Below are 15,514 nucleotides of genomic sequence, written 5' to 3' on the forward strand. Positions count from 1 at the left end.
AATTATTGAAATTGGTGTTTAACAATTCAATCTGGTTTCGGTTGAGTTTTACCAGTCCGCGCTGTTCCATTTTTTTTAGTAAACGCGAAACTACTTCTCTCGATGTATTTAATTCAGTGGCAATTTCCTGATGCGAAAGGTTTACCTCAGAACAGCCGCAGGCATCAGAATGTCTTTTTAGATAAAATTCCAGACGTTCGTCCATAGAACGAAAGGCAATATTGTCTACTACTTCCAATACCTCTTCAAAACGGCTTCGGTACGTTTCGATTACAAATTCATACCAGGAACGGTGTTCCATCATCCATTTGTCCATCATTTGCAGCGGAATCATCATAACCGAAACATCTTCGACTACTTTGGCCATAATCTGGCTCTTCTCACTTTTGGCCGTGCAGATCATCGAAATAGCACAGGCTTGTCCGGGCTGCAGGTAATACATTAAAAATTCGCCTCCGTCTTCGCCTTCACGGTAAATCTTGATTTTTCCTTTGGTAATCAAAACCGTGTTTTTAATGTACTGTCCGGTACGCATTAAAATAGTTCCGGCCTTAAACTCCTGATGGCTTCCATTTTCTTCAATGGTTGCAATAAGTTCATTGGAGAAATTAGGAAAGATGGTTTTTAATGAATTTTGCATGTATTGTTTTTTTTCTGCCGCTAATTTCACAAATTTTCCCGAATTGATTCCGGTATTAATTTTGAATTTGATGGCGAACATTTTTTCTTAAATAGCAATTGTCTGCTGTATTTTTTAAATTACTTTTTTAATCGCCGCAGCGCTGATTTCTGCTGTTTTCTTTTCGGAAATCTGTAAAACCGGCAACGGAATATTTTATCAAAAAGAAATTAAAAATTGTAATTTTTTGTAAAGATAACAGATTGAAATGGGATTAATTGTCAGAAAATCATATTTAGGATGAATTTTATGTAAATGAAAAAATCCTATTTTCTATCGGTTTTGCAGACTATATTTTTAAAAATAGTAAGTAAATTTGTAAATCACTGATTATAATACTTTCTCTAAAACGTTTTCTGAGAATAATAATCGAAATCGCATTTGGCACGTTTTTAATAACTAGAAACGTCGTAATTTTACAAAAAACACATACTATGAATTTATCACAAGAAGATTGGGTTAATCAGCTGGCTGCTGACGAGAATGCAGTTATACTGGACGTAAGAACTGAGGACGAATTTAATGATGGCTATATTGAAAATGCTCTAAACATTGATATCAATAAAGGTCAGGGTTTTATTTATGAAATAGAAGAACTGGATAAAAATAAAAACTATTACGTGTACTGCCGTTCCGGAGCCAGAAGCGCCAAAGCATGTCAGATCATGAACGAGCTGGGTATAGAAAATGCCTACAATCTGCTTGGTGGTATACTGGACTGGGAAGGCGAAACCGTACAACCATAAAAAGAAGAAGAGGCAAAAAAAGCCTCTTTTTTCATTAAAAAACTATTAATAACCAAACTAAAAATTGCCAGATTATGAGTTTAATACCCGAAGAATTTGAAATTAAAACCCTTATAAATCAGGATACTTATCTTGTAAACGGGGAGTTGAAACAATGGACAGGACAGACCACACCTGTGTTTTCAACGATTTCGTCTACAGAAAAATATACGCCTACATTATTAGGATCGATTCCGTTCATGGCCGAAGCAGAAGCGGCAGAAGTTGTTGAAGCGGCAAACGCTGCTTATGATAAAGGCCAGGGTTTATGGCCTACAATGAAAGTGGCTGACCGTATTAAATGCATGGAGAATTTCGTTAAACAAATGAAAGAAACCCGTGAGGAAGTGGTGAAACTTTTAATGTGGGAAATTGGAAAAAACCTTGGCGATTCGCAAAAAGAATTCGACAGAACGGTTGAATATATCTATGATACAATTGCCAGCTATAAAGAATTAAACGGACGCAGTTCGCATTTTGAAAAAGTGCAGGGGGTAAACGCTATGATCCGCCGTGGACCTCTTGGTGTTGTTTTGTGTCTTGGGCCTTATAATTATCCGTTAAACGAAACTTTTTCATTATTAATTCCGGCTTTGATTATGGGGAATACCGTGATCTTTAAACCTGCGAAACACGGTGTTTTATGTATTTCTCCATTATTGGAAGCATTTAGAAGCAGTTTTCCAAAAGGCGTTATCAATATCGTGTACGGAAGAGGACGTGAAGTAGCTTCGCCAATTATGAAATCAGGAAAAATCGATGTACTGGCTTTAATTGGAAACAGTAAATCGGCGATTGCCTTACAGGATCAGCATCCAAATAAAAACCGACTTCGTTTAATTTTAGGTTTGGAAGCTAAAAACCCGGCCATTATTTTACCGGATGCCGATTTAGATCTGGCTATTCAGGAATGTATCACGGGAACTTTGTCTTTTAACGGACAGCGTTGTACGGCTTTAAAAGTATTGTACGTTCATGAATCTATCAGAGAAGAATTTAATAAAAGGTTTTCTGAAAAAGTAGATGCACTTAAATTTGGTAATCCTTGGGATCAGGGCGTTTCTCTGACACCGCTTCCGGAAACCGAAAAACCAAATTATATTCAGGGATTAATTGACGATGCTGTAAGCAAAGGCGCAGAAATCCTGAATGAAAAAGGAGGAAAACATACCGATAATTATATTTTTCCGGCCGTTTTATATCCGGTAAACAGCAAAATGCGCGTGTACCACGAAGAACAATTTGGTCCTGTAGTTCCAATTATTTCTTTCAAAGATATTCAGGAACCTTTAGAAGATATGGCCGAGTCTAATTACGGGCAGCAGGTAAGTTTATTCGGGAAAGATATAAAAACCCTGGCACCGCTTATCGATGCTCTGGTAAACTTAGTATGCCGCGTAAACCTGAACAGTTCCTGCCAGAGAGGACCGGATGCGTTTCCATTTACAGGACGTAAAGATTCAGCTGTAGGAACCTTAAGTATTCCGGATGCTTTACGTTCTTTCTCAATTCGTACGTTTGTCGCTTCAAAAGATATCGCTTATAATAATGAAATCCTGCAGGAACTGCTTAACAGCAAAGAATCCAATTTCATTAATACCGATTATATTTTGTAGTATCAGGGTTATATATTAATTGTAGATGCCGTCTTTTTCTGTTTGGATTAAGGCGGTTTTTCTTTATAAGAAATATAGTTTGCTGCGGATACGAGTTGAAAATGAGTAAGATAGTGTTTATTTTTCTAACTTTTTAATAGTATTTTTACAAAAAATGTAACTTTATTTTAAAATCCCGGTCTTATAACTATCATTTTAAATTATCAAACCAAAAAATTACCTATGAAAAAAAGACTATCTCAGCTTGTTCTTATGGCGGTTTTGTTTTTGGTGCAGTCAGGCTTTGCACAAGAGCTTTATATGCCCAGAAATATTAAAGAAGCGTATGCCAAAGGAACCCGTTCAATGGACGGAAAACCCGGAAAAAATTATTGGCAGAACCATGGTAAATATACTATGGACATTACCGTAGATGCCAAAACCAAAATAGTAACCGGAACCGAAACGATCGTTTACGAAAACAACAGTAATGACAGTTTACGAAATCTGGTCATACGATTTGTAAACAACCTTCATAAACCTTCGGCACCCCGAAGCGGCAATGTAAGCGACGATTTTTTAAGTAACGGATTAACGATTACGTCTTTAAAAGTAGCCAATGAAGTCTATAAAGAAGATGCCAGAAGCTGGGGAACAGTGGGGAATGTGAAATTGAAAAAAGCCATTGCACCGCATTCTAAAATAACAATTAATATTGACTGGAATTATCCTTTGTCTAAAGAAAGCGGAAGAGAAGGGCAGATTGACGAATCAACTTTCTTTGTTGCCTACAGTTATCCGCGAGTATCTGTTTTTGATGATTATAATGGCTGGGACAGATTACCGCATACAGATCGTCAGGAGTTTTATAATGATTTTAATGATTATGTGTATTCTGTAAAAGCACCTAAAAATTTTGTGGTATACGCTACAGGCGATTTATTAAATCCGGATGAGGTGTTACAGCCGGAATTTGCAGCTCGTCTGAAAAAATCCTATATAACAAATGAAATCCTGCATATTGCTAACGAGCAGGAAATGAAAAACGGAGTGGTGACCCAGCAGAACGAATGGAATACCTGGAAATTTGAAGCCAAAAACATATCAGATGTCTGCTTTGGTTTAAGCGATCATTATTTATGGGATGCCAGCAGCGTTGTGGTAGATAAAAAAACAAACCGTCGTGCCAGCGTACAGGCGGCTTATAATGTAAAAGGAACTGATTTTGTCCATTCGGTTAAAAACAATCTGTTTGCTTTGGACTGGTTTTCTAATAACTGGCCGGGAGTTCCGTATCCGTTTTCAAAAATGACTGCTTTTCAGGGTTTTGCCGATATGGAATATCCTATGATGTGTAACGATTCGCAAATGGATGACCCAAAATTTGCACAGTTGGTACAGGATCATGAAGTGGCTCATACTTATTTCCCGTTTTATATGGGAATCAACGAAACCCGTTATGCGTACATGGACGAAGGCTGGGCAACGACTTTTGAATATCTGATTGGAATTGCAGAACATGGAAAAGAAGCAGCAGATAAATTCTATAAAGAATTCAGGGTTGAGCAGTATATTAACGACAAATCGACAGAAGAAGATCAGCCCATAATTTCAATGTCAACTCAGGTTTCGGCGCAGGGTTACGGAAATAACTCTTACGGAAAAGCCTCACTTTCTTATCTGGCTTTAAAGGATCTGCTTGGAGATGATTTGTTCAAAAAAACACTTCATCATTATATGGATACCTGGAACGGGAAACATCCAATTCCATGGGATTATTTTAACTCGATGAATACCGGATCAGGGAAAAATTTAAACTGGTTTTTTAACAACTGGTTCTTTACCAACAACTATATTGACCTTGCGGTGAAAAATGTATCAAAAAATACCCTTTCGATAGAAAACAAAGGAGGTTTTGCGATTCCGTTTGATGTGGTGATCGTATACGATGATAATTCAACAGAAACCATTCACCAGACTCCAGCCGTATGGGAGAAAAATCAAAAAACGGCATCGGTAAGTTTTAGTGCCAAAAAACTGCCTAAAAAAATTACGCTTGACGGAGGTATTTTCATGGATGCAACGCCGGAAAATAATTCATGGAACAGTAAATAAAAATAATAATTACAGCAAAAATGTCGGGAGAAAAAGATTTGCAGAAATTACTAAAAAGCATGAAACCGGTGCACAAACCGGGCGATTATGTTTTTTGTAAAACAGAAGATCTGAACGGATTAGATTTAGACGAGATCGATATGATTTTTAGGGAAGAAGAAGCTCTAACCTTGATTCTTAAAGAAGAAACAGCCCAAAAGTTAAATCTGGATTACAGTGTTGTAATGTCCTGGATTACGCTTACGGTTCATTCGTCTCTGGAAGCGGTTGGTTTAACTGCCGCTTTTTCAAAAGCACTTTCGGAGCATGAAATCAGCTGTAATGTGGTGGCGGCCTATTATCATGATCATATTTTTGTAAATAAAAAAGACCTGGCAAAGGCAATGACCGTTTTACATTCCTTTTCAGATTAAATAAAACGACCTGCAAAATATTTTATAAAACCGCCTCTTTAATCAGGGGCGGTTTTTATATTTACAGAGACAGAAAGTGAAAACTATTTTAAAGCAGATAAAATGGAAATAAAAGAAATACAGGCATCAGAAACCTGGCAGATCAGACATGAAGTTATGTGGCCGGATCAGCCTTTTGAATTTGTACAGTTAGAAGAAGACAATTCAGGATTTCATTTTGGGGTTTTTGAAGATGATGTATTAGTTTCTATAGTTTCCTGTTTTATAGAAGAACAGGAAATGCAGTTTCGAAAACTGGCTACTTTAGAAAAACATCAGGGAAAAGGGATCGCGTCGCAGCTTTTAAAACACATTTTACAATTTGCCAAAAACAGGAATTTACAGAAAGTCTGGTGCAATGCCAGAAGCAGTAAAAAGTCTTTCTACGAAAAATTCGGCATGAAAGAGACTCCTCATACCTTTATAAAAGCCGGTCAGGAATTTACTATAATGGAAGTACTGCTATAGAAAAAACTTTTGTATCAGGGTTAAGGTTTTGATTATTAGTTATTTGTGTTGTTTTTGGTTTTTGAGTGAATCCTTTTTCACCTAAATTTTAAAATAACAAAACACTGAAAACGATTTCGTTTTGCCAAACTGTTAAACCTTGTTAAAAATTCTTTTTTTGTTTTGATTCTTTTACTACTTTCGCACCCAAATGAGAAAGTTAATAGTATTTTTAGTATTCATGAATATGCTTCTGTTCGGCGGAGGCCAATATCTTAATGCGAATACTTTTTCTCATCATCACAGTCTTGAACAGAAACACAGAGTGAAATTCACTAATCAGGATCGGGGTACTTCTATTATCGAAGATGCTGATATTGATCTTGAAGAAGATCTTCTGGGAAATGATGATGCTAATTTACTTACGAACAAGCTTTTTGCTGCTTCGTACAGTTTAGTAGATGCTTTGTATCTGGCACTTTCAGATCAGTCTGCTGGAAATGGTTCCAGTCTTTTTAAAATTTCTACGCCTGTCTTCGGGCATTCAAATCCTATCTACATTACTCAGCGAGTATTAAGAATTTGATTAAAAAGTATACATCGGTTACCTGAGTTGTGATCCTGCATATCTTGCTGCTGTATATTTTTCTGCTTCCGCATATATGAAAATTAAGATCTGACCTGAGGCTTACCGATGCATTTTAACATCCAAAGGAATTTTAATTCCAAGCATTCAATCGCTTAATTTCCAAACTAAATCATGAAAAAAATTATTGTGTTCACTGGCTTGATTGCCATGGTGTGCCTGACTAGTTGTACATCTAAAAAAGAAGAAAAAGAAGAAGTAGAAAAATTTACGGTTACCAACCCGGTTAAAATCGATACTTCGTTTACCAAAGAATACGTTTCACAAATAAAATCGGTTCGAAATATCGAGCTTCGTGCCCAGGAAAAAGGGTTTTTACAAAATATTTATGTTGATGAAGGACAATTTGTAAAAGCTGGACAATTGTTGTTCAGAATTATGCCTAATATGTACCAGGCAGAACTCCTGAAAGCACAGGCAGAACAAAAATCATCAGAAATTGAACTGCAGAATGCTAAATTACTGGCCGATAAAAATATCGTTTCTAAAAACGAACTAAGTGTTGCCCAGGCTAAATTACAATCGGCAAAAGCTGAAGTAGCACTGGCAAAACTTCATTTATCCTTTACCGAAATCAGAGCTCCTTTTGACGGAACAATTGACCGTATCCCTTTAAAACTGGGAAGTTTAATTGACGAAGGTGAATTATTAACCAGCCTTTCTGATAACAGCCAGATGTTTGCTTACTTCAATGTTTCTGAGCCTGAATACCTTCAGTATGAAACCAATATTAAAGACCGTGCCGATAATAAAGTGGCTTTGGTTTTAGCCAATGGAGATGTTTTTAAAGAAAAAGGAAAGGTGGAAGTTATTGAAAGTGAATTCAATAATGAAACCGGAAACATTGCTTTCAGAGCCCGATTCCCAAATTCAGGAAAATTATTAAGAAACGGTGAAACCGGACAGGTTCAGATGAATGTACCTCTTAAAAATGCAATTATAATCCCGCAGAAAGCTACTTACGAAATCCAGGATAAAAAATATGTTTTTGTGGTGGATAAAAACAGTAAAGTAAGTTCAAGAGAAATTACAATTACAGGTGAAATCCCTGACTTATATGTAATCAAAAGCGGAATTACGGAAGGTGATAAAATCCTGCTGGAAGGAGTACAGAAAGTAAAAGAAAACGACAAAATTAAATATGATTACGAATCTCCTAAAGAGGTAATGAATCATTTACGCTTAAAAGCAGAATAAAGTAAAGTGCTCAGTATGCCGTTTTTTGGTACTTAGTTAGAGCTGTGTTACGAAAAACGGTGCTGAAAGCGTATTGATTTCCTTTTAGTTTAATCATTTAAAAAAGATAAAAATGTTTAATAAATTTATTCAAAGACCAGTTCTGTCGATAGTGATATCGCTCATAATTGTCTTTTTAGGAGTATTGTCGGTATTAAACTTACCTATTACACAATTCCCTACTATTTCGCCTCCTATGGTGAATGTTACTGCAGATTATCCGGGATCTAACGGTGAATTGATGATCAAAGCGGTTATTATTCCTCTGGAAAGAGCCTTAAACGGGGTTCCGGGAATGAAATACATGGCTTCTGATGCCGGAAACGACGGTGAAGCTACAATTAAAGTAGTATTTAATTTAGGAACCGATCCTAACCAGGCAGCGGTAAATGTGCAGAACCGTGTGGCTTCTGTTACCAACAAACTTCCTCCGCTGGTAATTAGAGAAGGTATTAAAATTACCCGTGAAGTACCAAGTATGCTGATGTACGTGAACCTTTACAGTACAGATAAAAATACAGATATGAAATTCCTGTATAACTATGCTGATATCAACGTACTTTCAGAATTAAAAAGGGTAAACGGTATTGGTTCCGGAGATATCTTAGGAACACGTGAATATGCAATGCGTATCTGGCTGAAACCGGACCGTATGCTGGCGTATAAAATTTCTGCCGATGAGATAATGGAAGCTTTATCAAGTCAGAGTCTGGAAGCTTCTCCGGGAAAAACAGGAGAAAGTTCCGGTAAACGTTCTCAGGCGTTCGAATATGTATTAAAATATTCAGGACGTTTTACCACGAAAGAACAATATGAAAACATTGTTGTAAAAGCCAATCCAAACGGAGAGCTATTGAGACTGAAAGATGTTGCCAAAGTCGAATTTGGAAGCTCGATGTATGATATCTATTCCAATTTGAACGGAAGACCGTCTGCGGCTATTGTATTGAAACAGTCTTTTGGAAGTAATGCCAATCAGGTTATTGAAGAAGTAAAAGCGAAACTGGAAAAAATCAAACAAAAGTTTCCAAAAGGAATGGATTATGAAATTTCGTATGACGTTTCTAAATTCCTGGACGCCTCTATCGAAAAAGTAATTCACACCCTTGTTGAAGCTTTTATTCTGGTAGGTTTGGTAGTATTCCTTTTCTTAGGAGACTGGCGTTCAACGGTTATTCCGGCTATTGCGGTACCGGTATCGCTGGTAGGAACCTTCGTATTTATGACTTTCTTCGACATTTCGCTGAACTTAATTACATTGTTTGCACTGGTTCTGGCCATTGGGGTCGTCGTCGATGACGCGATCGTGGTTATTGAAGCCGTCCATGCCAAGATGGAAGAAGAGCATCTGTCGCCATTTAAGGCAACTAAAAAAGCAATGCACGAAATTGCGGGGGCAATTATTGCGATTACGTTCCTGATGGCGGCAGTATTTATACCAGTGGCGTTTATGTCCGGACCGGTAGGGGTGTTCTACAGACAGTTCTCGGTTACGATGGCGACTGCTATTATACTTTCGGGTATTGTGGCTCTGACATTAACACCGGCACTTTGTGCGATGATGTTAAAAAATAATCATGGTGTACCTAAAAAGAAAACACCGGCAAACCGATTCATTGATGCTTTTAATGAAAAATTCAATTTAGCACAGGGTAAATATCAAAACCTGCTGGCCAAAATTATTGACAGAAGAGTAGTTACTGTAGTAGCACTTCTTGGTTTCTGTGCCGGAACCTGGCTGATAAGCAGTACGGTTCCTTCAGGGTTTATCCCGAATGAGGATCAGGGAATGTTTTATGCCGTTATTCAGACTCCTCCGGGATCTTCATTAGAAAGAACCAATAATATTGCAGAAAGAGTTCAGAAAATTGCAGAAGGAATCGATGGTGTAAAATCGGTTTCCTCATTAGCAGGTTATGAAATCCTGTCTGAAGGTACGGGAGCGAACTCCGGAACCTGTCTGGTAAACCTTAAAGACTGGAGTGACAGAAAAGAATCTGTTTTGGAGATCATGAAAGAAATGGAGGAAAAATGTAAAGATATTGCAGGAGCAAATATCGAATTTTTCCAGCCGCCTGCTGTACCGGGTTATGGTGCTGCCGGAGGATTTGAGCTTCGTTTATTAGATAAAACAGGTTCAGGTGATTATAAAAGAATGGAGCAGGTAAACAATGATTTTGTGGCCGAACTGAACAAACAGCCTGAATTGTCCAATGTATTCAGTTTTTACAGTTCGAGTTTTCCTCAGTATATGATGAAAGTGGATAATGATCTGGCACAGCAAAAAGGAGTTTCTATCGAAAATGCCATGAATACCTTGTCAACCCTTGTGGGAAGTAACTACGAAATCAGCTTTATTAAATTCGGAATTAACTATAAAGTTATTGTTCAGGCTTCTCCGGAATACCGTGCACAGCCGGATGATATCTTAAAATTGTATGTTAAAAATGACCGTGACGAAATGGTGCCTTTTTCTGCTTTTATGAGGTTGGAAAAAGTATACGGACTTTCAGAAATTACCCGACATAATATGTACACTTCTACACAGATAAGCGGTTCTGCTGCTCCGGGTTACAGTTCCGGTACAGCTATTAAAGTAATCCAGGAAGTGGCAGCTAAAAAGTTACCGAGAGGTTATGACATTGACTGGGCCGGTATTTCTGCCGATGAGGTGGCTCAGGGGAATCAGGCGATCTGGGTATTCCTGATCTGTTTAGGATTTGTGTATCTGGTATTAGCGGCACAGTACGAAAGTTTTGTACTTCCTCTGTCTGTAATTCTTTCTTTACCGGCCGGTATTTTCGGAGCTTTCCTTCTGTTGAAATTAACAGGATTAGAAAATAATATTTATGCTCAGGTGGCGATGGTAATGCTTATAGGTTTATTGGGTAAAAATGCGGTACTGATTGTAGAATTTGCTATTCAGAGACATGCTGCAGGGAAATCTGTTTTAGAAGCTGCTATGGAAGGAGCAAAAGCACGTTTCCGTCCAATTTTGATGACTTCGTTTGCTTTTATTGCAGGTTTATTACCGCTGGCTTTTGCAACCGGACCGGGTAAAATTGGTAACCGAACTATTGGTACTGCAGCTGCCGGAGGTATGCTCGTAGGAACCATCTGCGGGGTATTTGTGATTCCGGGCTTGTATTTCATATTTGCTAAAATAGCCGAACGATACAAACTGGTAAAACATGAAGAAGAAAATCCATTAACAGAAGAAATTGATAACAATCATGTATAAAATCAAATTATATCCATACAGTATCGCACTGGGTTTATGTCTTGCCGTAGCAGCATGTAAAGCCCCTGCAGCTGAAACAGCAAGTACAAGTGCTCCGGTTCCTGAAGCATTTGGAAACGCAAAATCTCAGGACACGGCCAATATGTCAGCCTTAAAATGGAAAGATTTCTTTAAGGATCAAAACCTGGTTGAACTGATCGATATTGCTTTAAAAAACAATCAGGAACTGAACATGACTTTGCAGGAAATTGAAATTGCAAAGAATGATATCAGGGTTCGTAAAGGTGCTTTACTGCCTTCTGTGGGCGTTCGTGCAGGAGCAGGAATTGAAAAAGTTGGCCGTTATACCAGTCAGGGAGCGGGTGATGCTACAACCGAAATTAAACCGGGCGTTGAAACACCGGATCCGTTACCGGACTATACCATTGCGGCTTATGCTAACTGGGAAGTAGATATCTGGAAAAAACTGCGCAATTCTAAAAAAGCAGCCGTAAATCGCTATTTAGCCACAGTGGAAGGGAAAAACTTTGTGATTACCAACCTGATTGCTGAAATAGCCGATTCGTATTATGAATTACTGGCTTTAGACAGTCAGCTGGATATCGTAAAACAAACCATTGCATTACAGACTAATGCATTTGAAATTGTAAAAGTACAAAAACAGGCTGCGAGAGCGACTGAGTTGGGAGTTCAGAAGTTTCAGGCTGAGGTTTTAACTTCAAAAAGTCTGGAATTTGATATTCTGCAGAAAATTAAAGAAAACGAGAACAAAATCAACTTTTTGCTAGGACGTTATCCGCAGGATATTAAGAGAGACAAAACGAACTTTACAGATCTGCTTCCGGCAGCTGTAAACTCAGGAATTCCGTCTCAGTTGTTAACCAATCGTCCGGATGTTAAACAGGCCGAATTGGAATTGGTGGCGGCTAAACTGGATGTAAAAGTGGCCCGTGCCGAGTTTTATCCTTCACTGGATATTTCAGCTGCCTTTGGGGTTCAGGCTTTTAAACCTTCTTATTTGTTTACATTCCCTGAATCTATTTTATATTCCCTGGCAGGTGATATTGCGGCGCCATTGATCAACAGAAATGCGATTAAAGCTGAATTTTCAAGTGCCAATGCAAGACAGCTTCAGGCCTTGTACAATTACGATCGTACTGTCTTGAATGCTTATCTCGAAGTTTCGACCCAGCTTTCTAAAATCGAAAACCTTCAAAAAGGTTACGATTTAAAATCACAGCAGGTAGAAGCTTTAAACAAATCAATTGATGTTTCAAACGACTTGTTTAAATCGGCCAGAGTTGACTATTTTGAAGTTTTAATGACTCAGAGAGATGCACTGGAAGCTAAATTAGAGCTGATAGATACTAAAAAAGAACAATTAAATGCTGCTGTTCATGTTTACAGAGACCTGGGCGGCGGATGGAAATAATTTTGCCAGTTAATTTGTAGAGAAAAAGCCTTTCGGAAGTAAAGTTCTGAAAGGCTTTTTTGTATTTAGTATTATTGCTGATGAGAAAATAAGAAATAAACCGAAAAATATTTATATTTATAAAATAATAAAAAGCTGCTATGAAAAAGTTTCTGTTTTTATTGCTTATTCTTTGCGCTGCGGCGTGCAAAAAAATGGTGGTTTCATTTGAACAGCCTACCGACAGGAAGTTAGATAATCTGAAAATGGAAATACTTCTGGACCAAAAAAAAGTTCAGGAAATTAACTTAAAAGCAGCAAACGGAATGCCTTCTTATGAAACGGTTTCCTTATCAGTTTCAGATGTGGGAAAACACGAGCTTCAGATAAAAGTAAAAGATACCCTGTTTAAGTATGAAATACGTTATCCCGAAGAAAAATATGTACTGGTAACTTCTCACTTAAAAAGTAATGGTAAAATCCACGTCGGGATTTTAAAACAGGCATACAAATACAGATTTCGTTGATTGATAAAATACCATCAAAAAAAAACCTTTTTAAATTAAATTTTTGAAAGGCTTTTGATTTTTATATAAGATTATTTTTACTTTTTATCTCTCAATTATTGTGTATATACTTTTTGTTTGTATTTTAGAAACCTGCAAATTAGTATATAAAAGAGTGAATGATGGCAAAACCAATTAAAAATACGCCTGTTGTGAAAGGGAAAGAAGCAGTTGACTTTTATAAAACGATCGATTTGAACCGGGATAAAAAAGTGAGTACAGAATCATTGAAAGAGATTCAAAAGGATGCTAATAATTTAAAAGAACTTTTAAAAGTTAATTAATGCCTTTTACCGGATTTTCATTTTTCAAATTAAACTCCAGAACACAGATCAAGCCTTTTGAGTGTGGCGATACTGACCTGAATAGCTTTTTAAACGACAAAGCCGTACCTTATAAAAAAGATTTATTAGCAACAACCTATATTCTGGAAAACGAAAATAAAACGATTGCTTATTTAAGTATAATGATGCCTTGGCTGTTCAGGAAAATCAATTTGCTTCTAAAACTGCTTTTAAAAGATGGATAAAAGAGATTATCGAGCATCGAAAAGGCATCTGAGACAATTCCCGGCTATAAAAATAGGCAGACTGGCAGTCTGTGAAACTACAAAAAAAGAAAGAAAAGGAATTGGCAGAGCTTTAGTTAATTTTGTTATTGATCTTGCATTAGAGCAAAATAGTAAATGTGCCTGCCAATTGATAACAGTTGATGCCTATGAAAAATCACTTGGGTTTTATGAAAAACTGGGTTTTAGATTTCTTTCTGAACAAGATAATGGAGAAGATACAAGACAGATGTTTTATGATCTGAGACCACTAATGAATACCTTAAATGAAGTTTCTGATTAAAGATAGCTTTCATTTTGTTTTTTGCCTTTCTTAGAAGGTAAAATATCAAATGGATGATAAGATAACAGCTAATTTTTGAAAATTATAAAATAGTCAATCCGGAATTTTGATACACTTTTAAAATTTCTTCTTCCGGTGAAACATTGGTTACCAAAACATTGATGTCTTTTATGGGACAGACAAAATAAGATTCGGCTGTTTCTATTTTTTCAATAGAACTCAAAGCAATCACGAAATTAGAATTCTGAACCATATTCTTTTTCAGCATCGAATCATCATACAAAATACCGGTAATACCGCGTTCGTGATGAATACTGCAGATCCCTAAAATGCAGACATCGGCCCTGAAGTTTCTAAAAAAATCCATGGTTTCGATACTGGAAGTGGTAAAGGACGTTTTGCACATTTTTCCTCCGGCAAAAATTAAATCAATATTAGGCAGGTCTTCTGCTAAGGCCGCTACCGGAAAACTGTTGGTAATAACCGTTAATTTTAAATCATAAGGAAAACTGGCTACTAATGCCAAAGAAGTTGTTCCGCCATCTATAAATACAACCTGACCGTCTTTTAAGTATGAGATTGCTTTTTGCGCAATAATTTTTTTGTTCTCAATATCGTGTTTTTCTCTTTTTCGATAATGCAGCGGAATAGGAGAAGGAGCAACCGCACCGCCGCGGACAGCTTTTAAAAGTCCCTGATCTGAAAGCTCTTTTAAGTCACGTCTTATCGTATCTTCTGAAACACTCAGATATTCGCTTAATTCTATGGAGCTAACACGGTGTTCTTTAGATAAATATTCTAATATCGCTTTTTGACGTTCTTCCTTTTTCATTTTATCTGCGGTTTTATATTGCAAAAATAAGTTAAAAACTGCAATGTTTTGCAATTTTTGCATAATTTTACCGCAAAATAAAATTACAATGAAAAAGAAAACTATTGCAATTGATATGGATGGTGTACTGGCCGATTTTGAATCTCAGTTACTAGATCATTATAATTCAGCATACGGAACCAGTTTAACAAAGGAAAGTATTCAGGGCCTAAGTGAAGAAGAAGCTTTTAAGGAAAGAGACTTATTAGTTAAGGTTTTAAATAAAGATAATTTTTTCAGATCGCTTCCTGTAATGCCGGATGCTGTGGAAAGTGTACGTGAATTACAGAAAAATTTTGAAATTTTTATTGTCTCTGCTGCAACCGAATTTCCCATTTCATTAGCCGAAAAAGTAGCCTGGCTGGGCGAGCATTTTCCTTTTATTAAATGGGAAAACATCATTTTGTGCGGCAGTAAAAGAATCATTAATACAGACTATATGATTGATGATCATTGTAAAAATCTGGATTACTGTATGGGTAAGCCTATAATGTTTACCGCATTTCATAATGTAAACCACACGCATCACTTAAGAGTGAACAACTGGAAAGAGGCGGTAGCGGTTTTAAAGGAAACACTATAAACTTATAAAAGGTTATAATAGTTGTTTTTTGAAGAA

At 37.0% G+C, this 15,514-nt stretch carries 16 protein-coding genes; 14 read left to right on the forward strand and 2 right to left on the reverse strand.

Translation table 11 applies throughout. The features are described from left to right. Positions 1 to 640: Crp/Fnr family transcriptional regulator (locus ACODST_RS24870; RefSeq protein WP_488934844.1), on the reverse strand; the 640-nt coding region annotated here is incomplete at its 3' end. 473 nt (positions 641 to 1,113) lie between these two features. Here ACODST_RS24870 and ACODST_RS24875 point away from each other — a divergent pair. The 13 genes from ACODST_RS24875 (at position 1,114) to ACODST_RS24935 (ending at position 14,024) form a co-directional block, all read left to right on the forward strand. Next, positions 1,114 to 1,425 carry a rhodanese-like domain-containing protein gene (locus tag ACODST_RS24875; RefSeq protein WP_071634709.1) on the forward strand — a complete coding sequence of 104 codons (312 nt, stop codon included), beginning with the start codon at positions 1,114 to 1,116 and terminating at the stop codon, positions 1,423 to 1,425. A 74-nt stretch (positions 1,426 to 1,499) separates the two neighbouring features. Continuing rightward, positions 1,500 to 3,080, forward strand: a complete 1,581-nt coding sequence (locus ACODST_RS24880) for an NADP-dependent glyceraldehyde-3-phosphate dehydrogenase (RefSeq protein ID WP_488934795.1) — start codon at positions 1,500 to 1,502, stop codon at positions 3,078 to 3,080. A 222-nt stretch (positions 3,081 to 3,302) separates the two neighbouring features. After that, positions 3,303 to 5,174 carry a M1 family metallopeptidase gene (locus tag ACODST_RS24885; RefSeq protein ID WP_488934796.1) on the forward strand — a complete coding sequence of 624 codons (1,872 nt, stop codon included), beginning with the start codon at positions 3,303 to 3,305 and terminating at the stop codon, positions 5,172 to 5,174. A 20-nt stretch (positions 5,175 to 5,194) separates the two neighbouring features. After that, positions 5,195 to 5,587 carry an ACT domain-containing protein gene (locus ACODST_RS24890; protein ID WP_488934797.1) on the forward strand — a complete coding sequence of 131 codons (393 nt, stop codon included), beginning with the start codon at positions 5,195 to 5,197 and terminating at the stop codon, positions 5,585 to 5,587. A gap of 102 nt (positions 5,588 to 5,689) precedes the next feature. After that, a complete protein-coding gene (locus ACODST_RS24895) occupies positions 5,690 to 6,094 on the forward strand; it encodes a GNAT family N-acetyltransferase (protein WP_488934798.1) in 405 nt (134 codons plus the stop codon). A gap of 190 nt (positions 6,095 to 6,284) precedes the next feature. Beyond that, positions 6,285 to 6,659, forward strand: a complete 375-nt coding sequence (locus tag ACODST_RS24900; RefSeq protein ID WP_488934799.1) for a hypothetical protein — start codon at positions 6,285 to 6,287, stop codon at positions 6,657 to 6,659. Positions 6,660 to 6,833: 174 nt separating this feature from the next. Further along, a complete protein-coding gene (locus ACODST_RS24905) occupies positions 6,834 to 7,916 on the forward strand; it encodes an efflux RND transporter periplasmic adaptor subunit (RefSeq protein ID WP_488934800.1) in 1,083 nt (360 codons plus the stop codon). Positions 7,917 to 8,028: 112 nt separating this feature from the next. After that, the gene (locus ACODST_RS24910; RefSeq protein WP_488934801.1) at positions 8,029 to 11,196 is read left to right on the forward strand and encodes an efflux RND transporter permease subunit; all 3,168 of its coding nucleotides are present in this window, start codon (positions 8,029 to 8,031) and stop codon (positions 11,194 to 11,196) included. Beyond that, positions 11,189 to 12,628 (forward strand): TolC family protein, encoded by a 1,440-nt coding sequence (locus ACODST_RS24915; protein WP_488934802.1) that lies wholly within the window; start codon positions 11,189 to 11,191, stop codon positions 12,626 to 12,628. Before ACODST_RS24910 ends, ACODST_RS24915 begins: the two co-directional genes overlap by 8 nt. A 140-nt stretch (positions 12,629 to 12,768) precedes the next feature. Next, the gene (locus ACODST_RS24920) at positions 12,769 to 13,134 is read left to right on the forward strand and encodes a hypothetical protein (RefSeq protein ID WP_488934803.1); all 366 of its coding nucleotides are present in this window, start codon (positions 12,769 to 12,771) and stop codon (positions 13,132 to 13,134) included. Between the two features lie 158 nt (positions 13,135 to 13,292). Then, positions 13,293 to 13,457 (forward strand): hypothetical protein, encoded by a 165-nt coding sequence (locus tag ACODST_RS24925; RefSeq protein WP_488934804.1) that lies wholly within the window; start codon positions 13,293 to 13,295, stop codon positions 13,455 to 13,457. Continuing rightward, the gene (locus ACODST_RS24930) at positions 13,457 to 13,702 is read left to right on the forward strand and encodes a hypothetical protein (protein WP_488934805.1); all 246 of its coding nucleotides are present in this window, start codon (positions 13,457 to 13,459) and stop codon (positions 13,700 to 13,702) included. Before ACODST_RS24925 ends, ACODST_RS24930 begins: the two co-directional genes overlap by 1 nt. Further along, positions 13,695 to 14,024, forward strand: a complete 330-nt coding sequence (locus tag ACODST_RS24935; RefSeq protein WP_488934806.1) for a GNAT family N-acetyltransferase — start codon at positions 13,695 to 13,697, stop codon at positions 14,022 to 14,024. Before ACODST_RS24930 ends, ACODST_RS24935 begins: the two co-directional genes overlap by 8 nt. A gap of 82 nt (positions 14,025 to 14,106) precedes the next feature. Here ACODST_RS24935 and ACODST_RS24940 read toward each other — a convergent pair whose 3' ends face one another. Further along, positions 14,107 to 14,856 (reverse strand): DeoR/GlpR family DNA-binding transcription regulator, encoded by a 750-nt coding sequence (locus ACODST_RS24940; RefSeq protein WP_488934807.1) that lies wholly within the window; start codon positions 14,854 to 14,856, stop codon positions 14,107 to 14,109. Positions 14,857 to 14,944: 88 nt separating this feature from the next. On the opposite strand from ACODST_RS24940, the gene ACODST_RS24945 reads away from it, so the two are divergent. Beyond that, positions 14,945 to 15,478 (forward strand): 5' nucleotidase, NT5C type, encoded by a 534-nt coding sequence (locus ACODST_RS24945; protein WP_488934808.1) that lies wholly within the window; start codon positions 14,945 to 14,947, stop codon positions 15,476 to 15,478. Positions 15,479 to 15,514: the final 36 nt, after the last annotated feature.

This window comes from Flavobacterium sp. FG19, assembly GCF_057809475.1.

Bases quoted from the DNA above. Each gene is read 5' to 3' on its own strand.
- ACODST_RS24900 (WP_488934799.1), top strand. From the start codon at position 6,285: ATGAGAAAGTTAATAGTATTTTTAGTATTCATGAATATGCTTCTGTTC.
- ACODST_RS24885 (WP_488934796.1), top strand. From the start codon at position 3,303: ATGAAAAAAAGACTATCTCAGCTTGTTCTTATGGCGGTTTTGTTTTTG.
- ACODST_RS24940 (WP_488934807.1), bottom strand. From the start codon at position 14,856: ATGAAAAAGGAAGAACGTCAAAAAGCGATATTAGAATATTTATCTAAA.
- ACODST_RS24895 (WP_488934798.1), top strand. From the start codon at position 5,690: ATGGAAATAAAAGAAATACAGGCATCAGAAACCTGGCAGATCAGACAT.
- ACODST_RS24945 (WP_488934808.1), top strand. From the start codon at position 14,945: ATGAAAAAGAAAACTATTGCAATTGATATGGATGGTGTACTGGCCGAT.
- ACODST_RS24880 (WP_488934795.1), top strand. From the start codon at position 1,500: ATGAGTTTAATACCCGAAGAATTTGAAATTAAAACCCTTATAAATCAG.
- ACODST_RS24935 (WP_488934806.1), top strand. From the start codon at position 13,695: ATGGATAAAAGAGATTATCGAGCATCGAAAAGGCATCTGAGACAATTC.
- ACODST_RS24905 (WP_488934800.1), top strand. From the start codon at position 6,834: ATGAAAAAAATTATTGTGTTCACTGGCTTGATTGCCATGGTGTGCCTG.
- ACODST_RS24930 (WP_488934805.1), top strand. From the start codon at position 13,457: ATGCCTTTTACCGGATTTTCATTTTTCAAATTAAACTCCAGAACACAG.
- ACODST_RS24910 (WP_488934801.1), top strand. From the start codon at position 8,029: ATGTTTAATAAATTTATTCAAAGACCAGTTCTGTCGATAGTGATATCG.
- ACODST_RS24875 (WP_071634709.1), top strand. From the start codon at position 1,114: ATGAATTTATCACAAGAAGATTGGGTTAATCAGCTGGCTGCTGACGAG.
- ACODST_RS24915 (WP_488934802.1), top strand. From the start codon at position 11,189: ATGTATAAAATCAAATTATATCCATACAGTATCGCACTGGGTTTATGT.
- ACODST_RS24925 (WP_488934804.1), top strand. From the start codon at position 13,293: ATGATGGCAAAACCAATTAAAAATACGCCTGTTGTGAAAGGGAAAGAA.
- ACODST_RS24890 (WP_488934797.1), top strand. From the start codon at position 5,195: ATGTCGGGAGAAAAAGATTTGCAGAAATTACTAAAAAGCATGAAACCG.
- ACODST_RS24920 (WP_488934803.1), top strand. From the start codon at position 12,769: ATGAAAAAGTTTCTGTTTTTATTGCTTATTCTTTGCGCTGCGGCGTGC.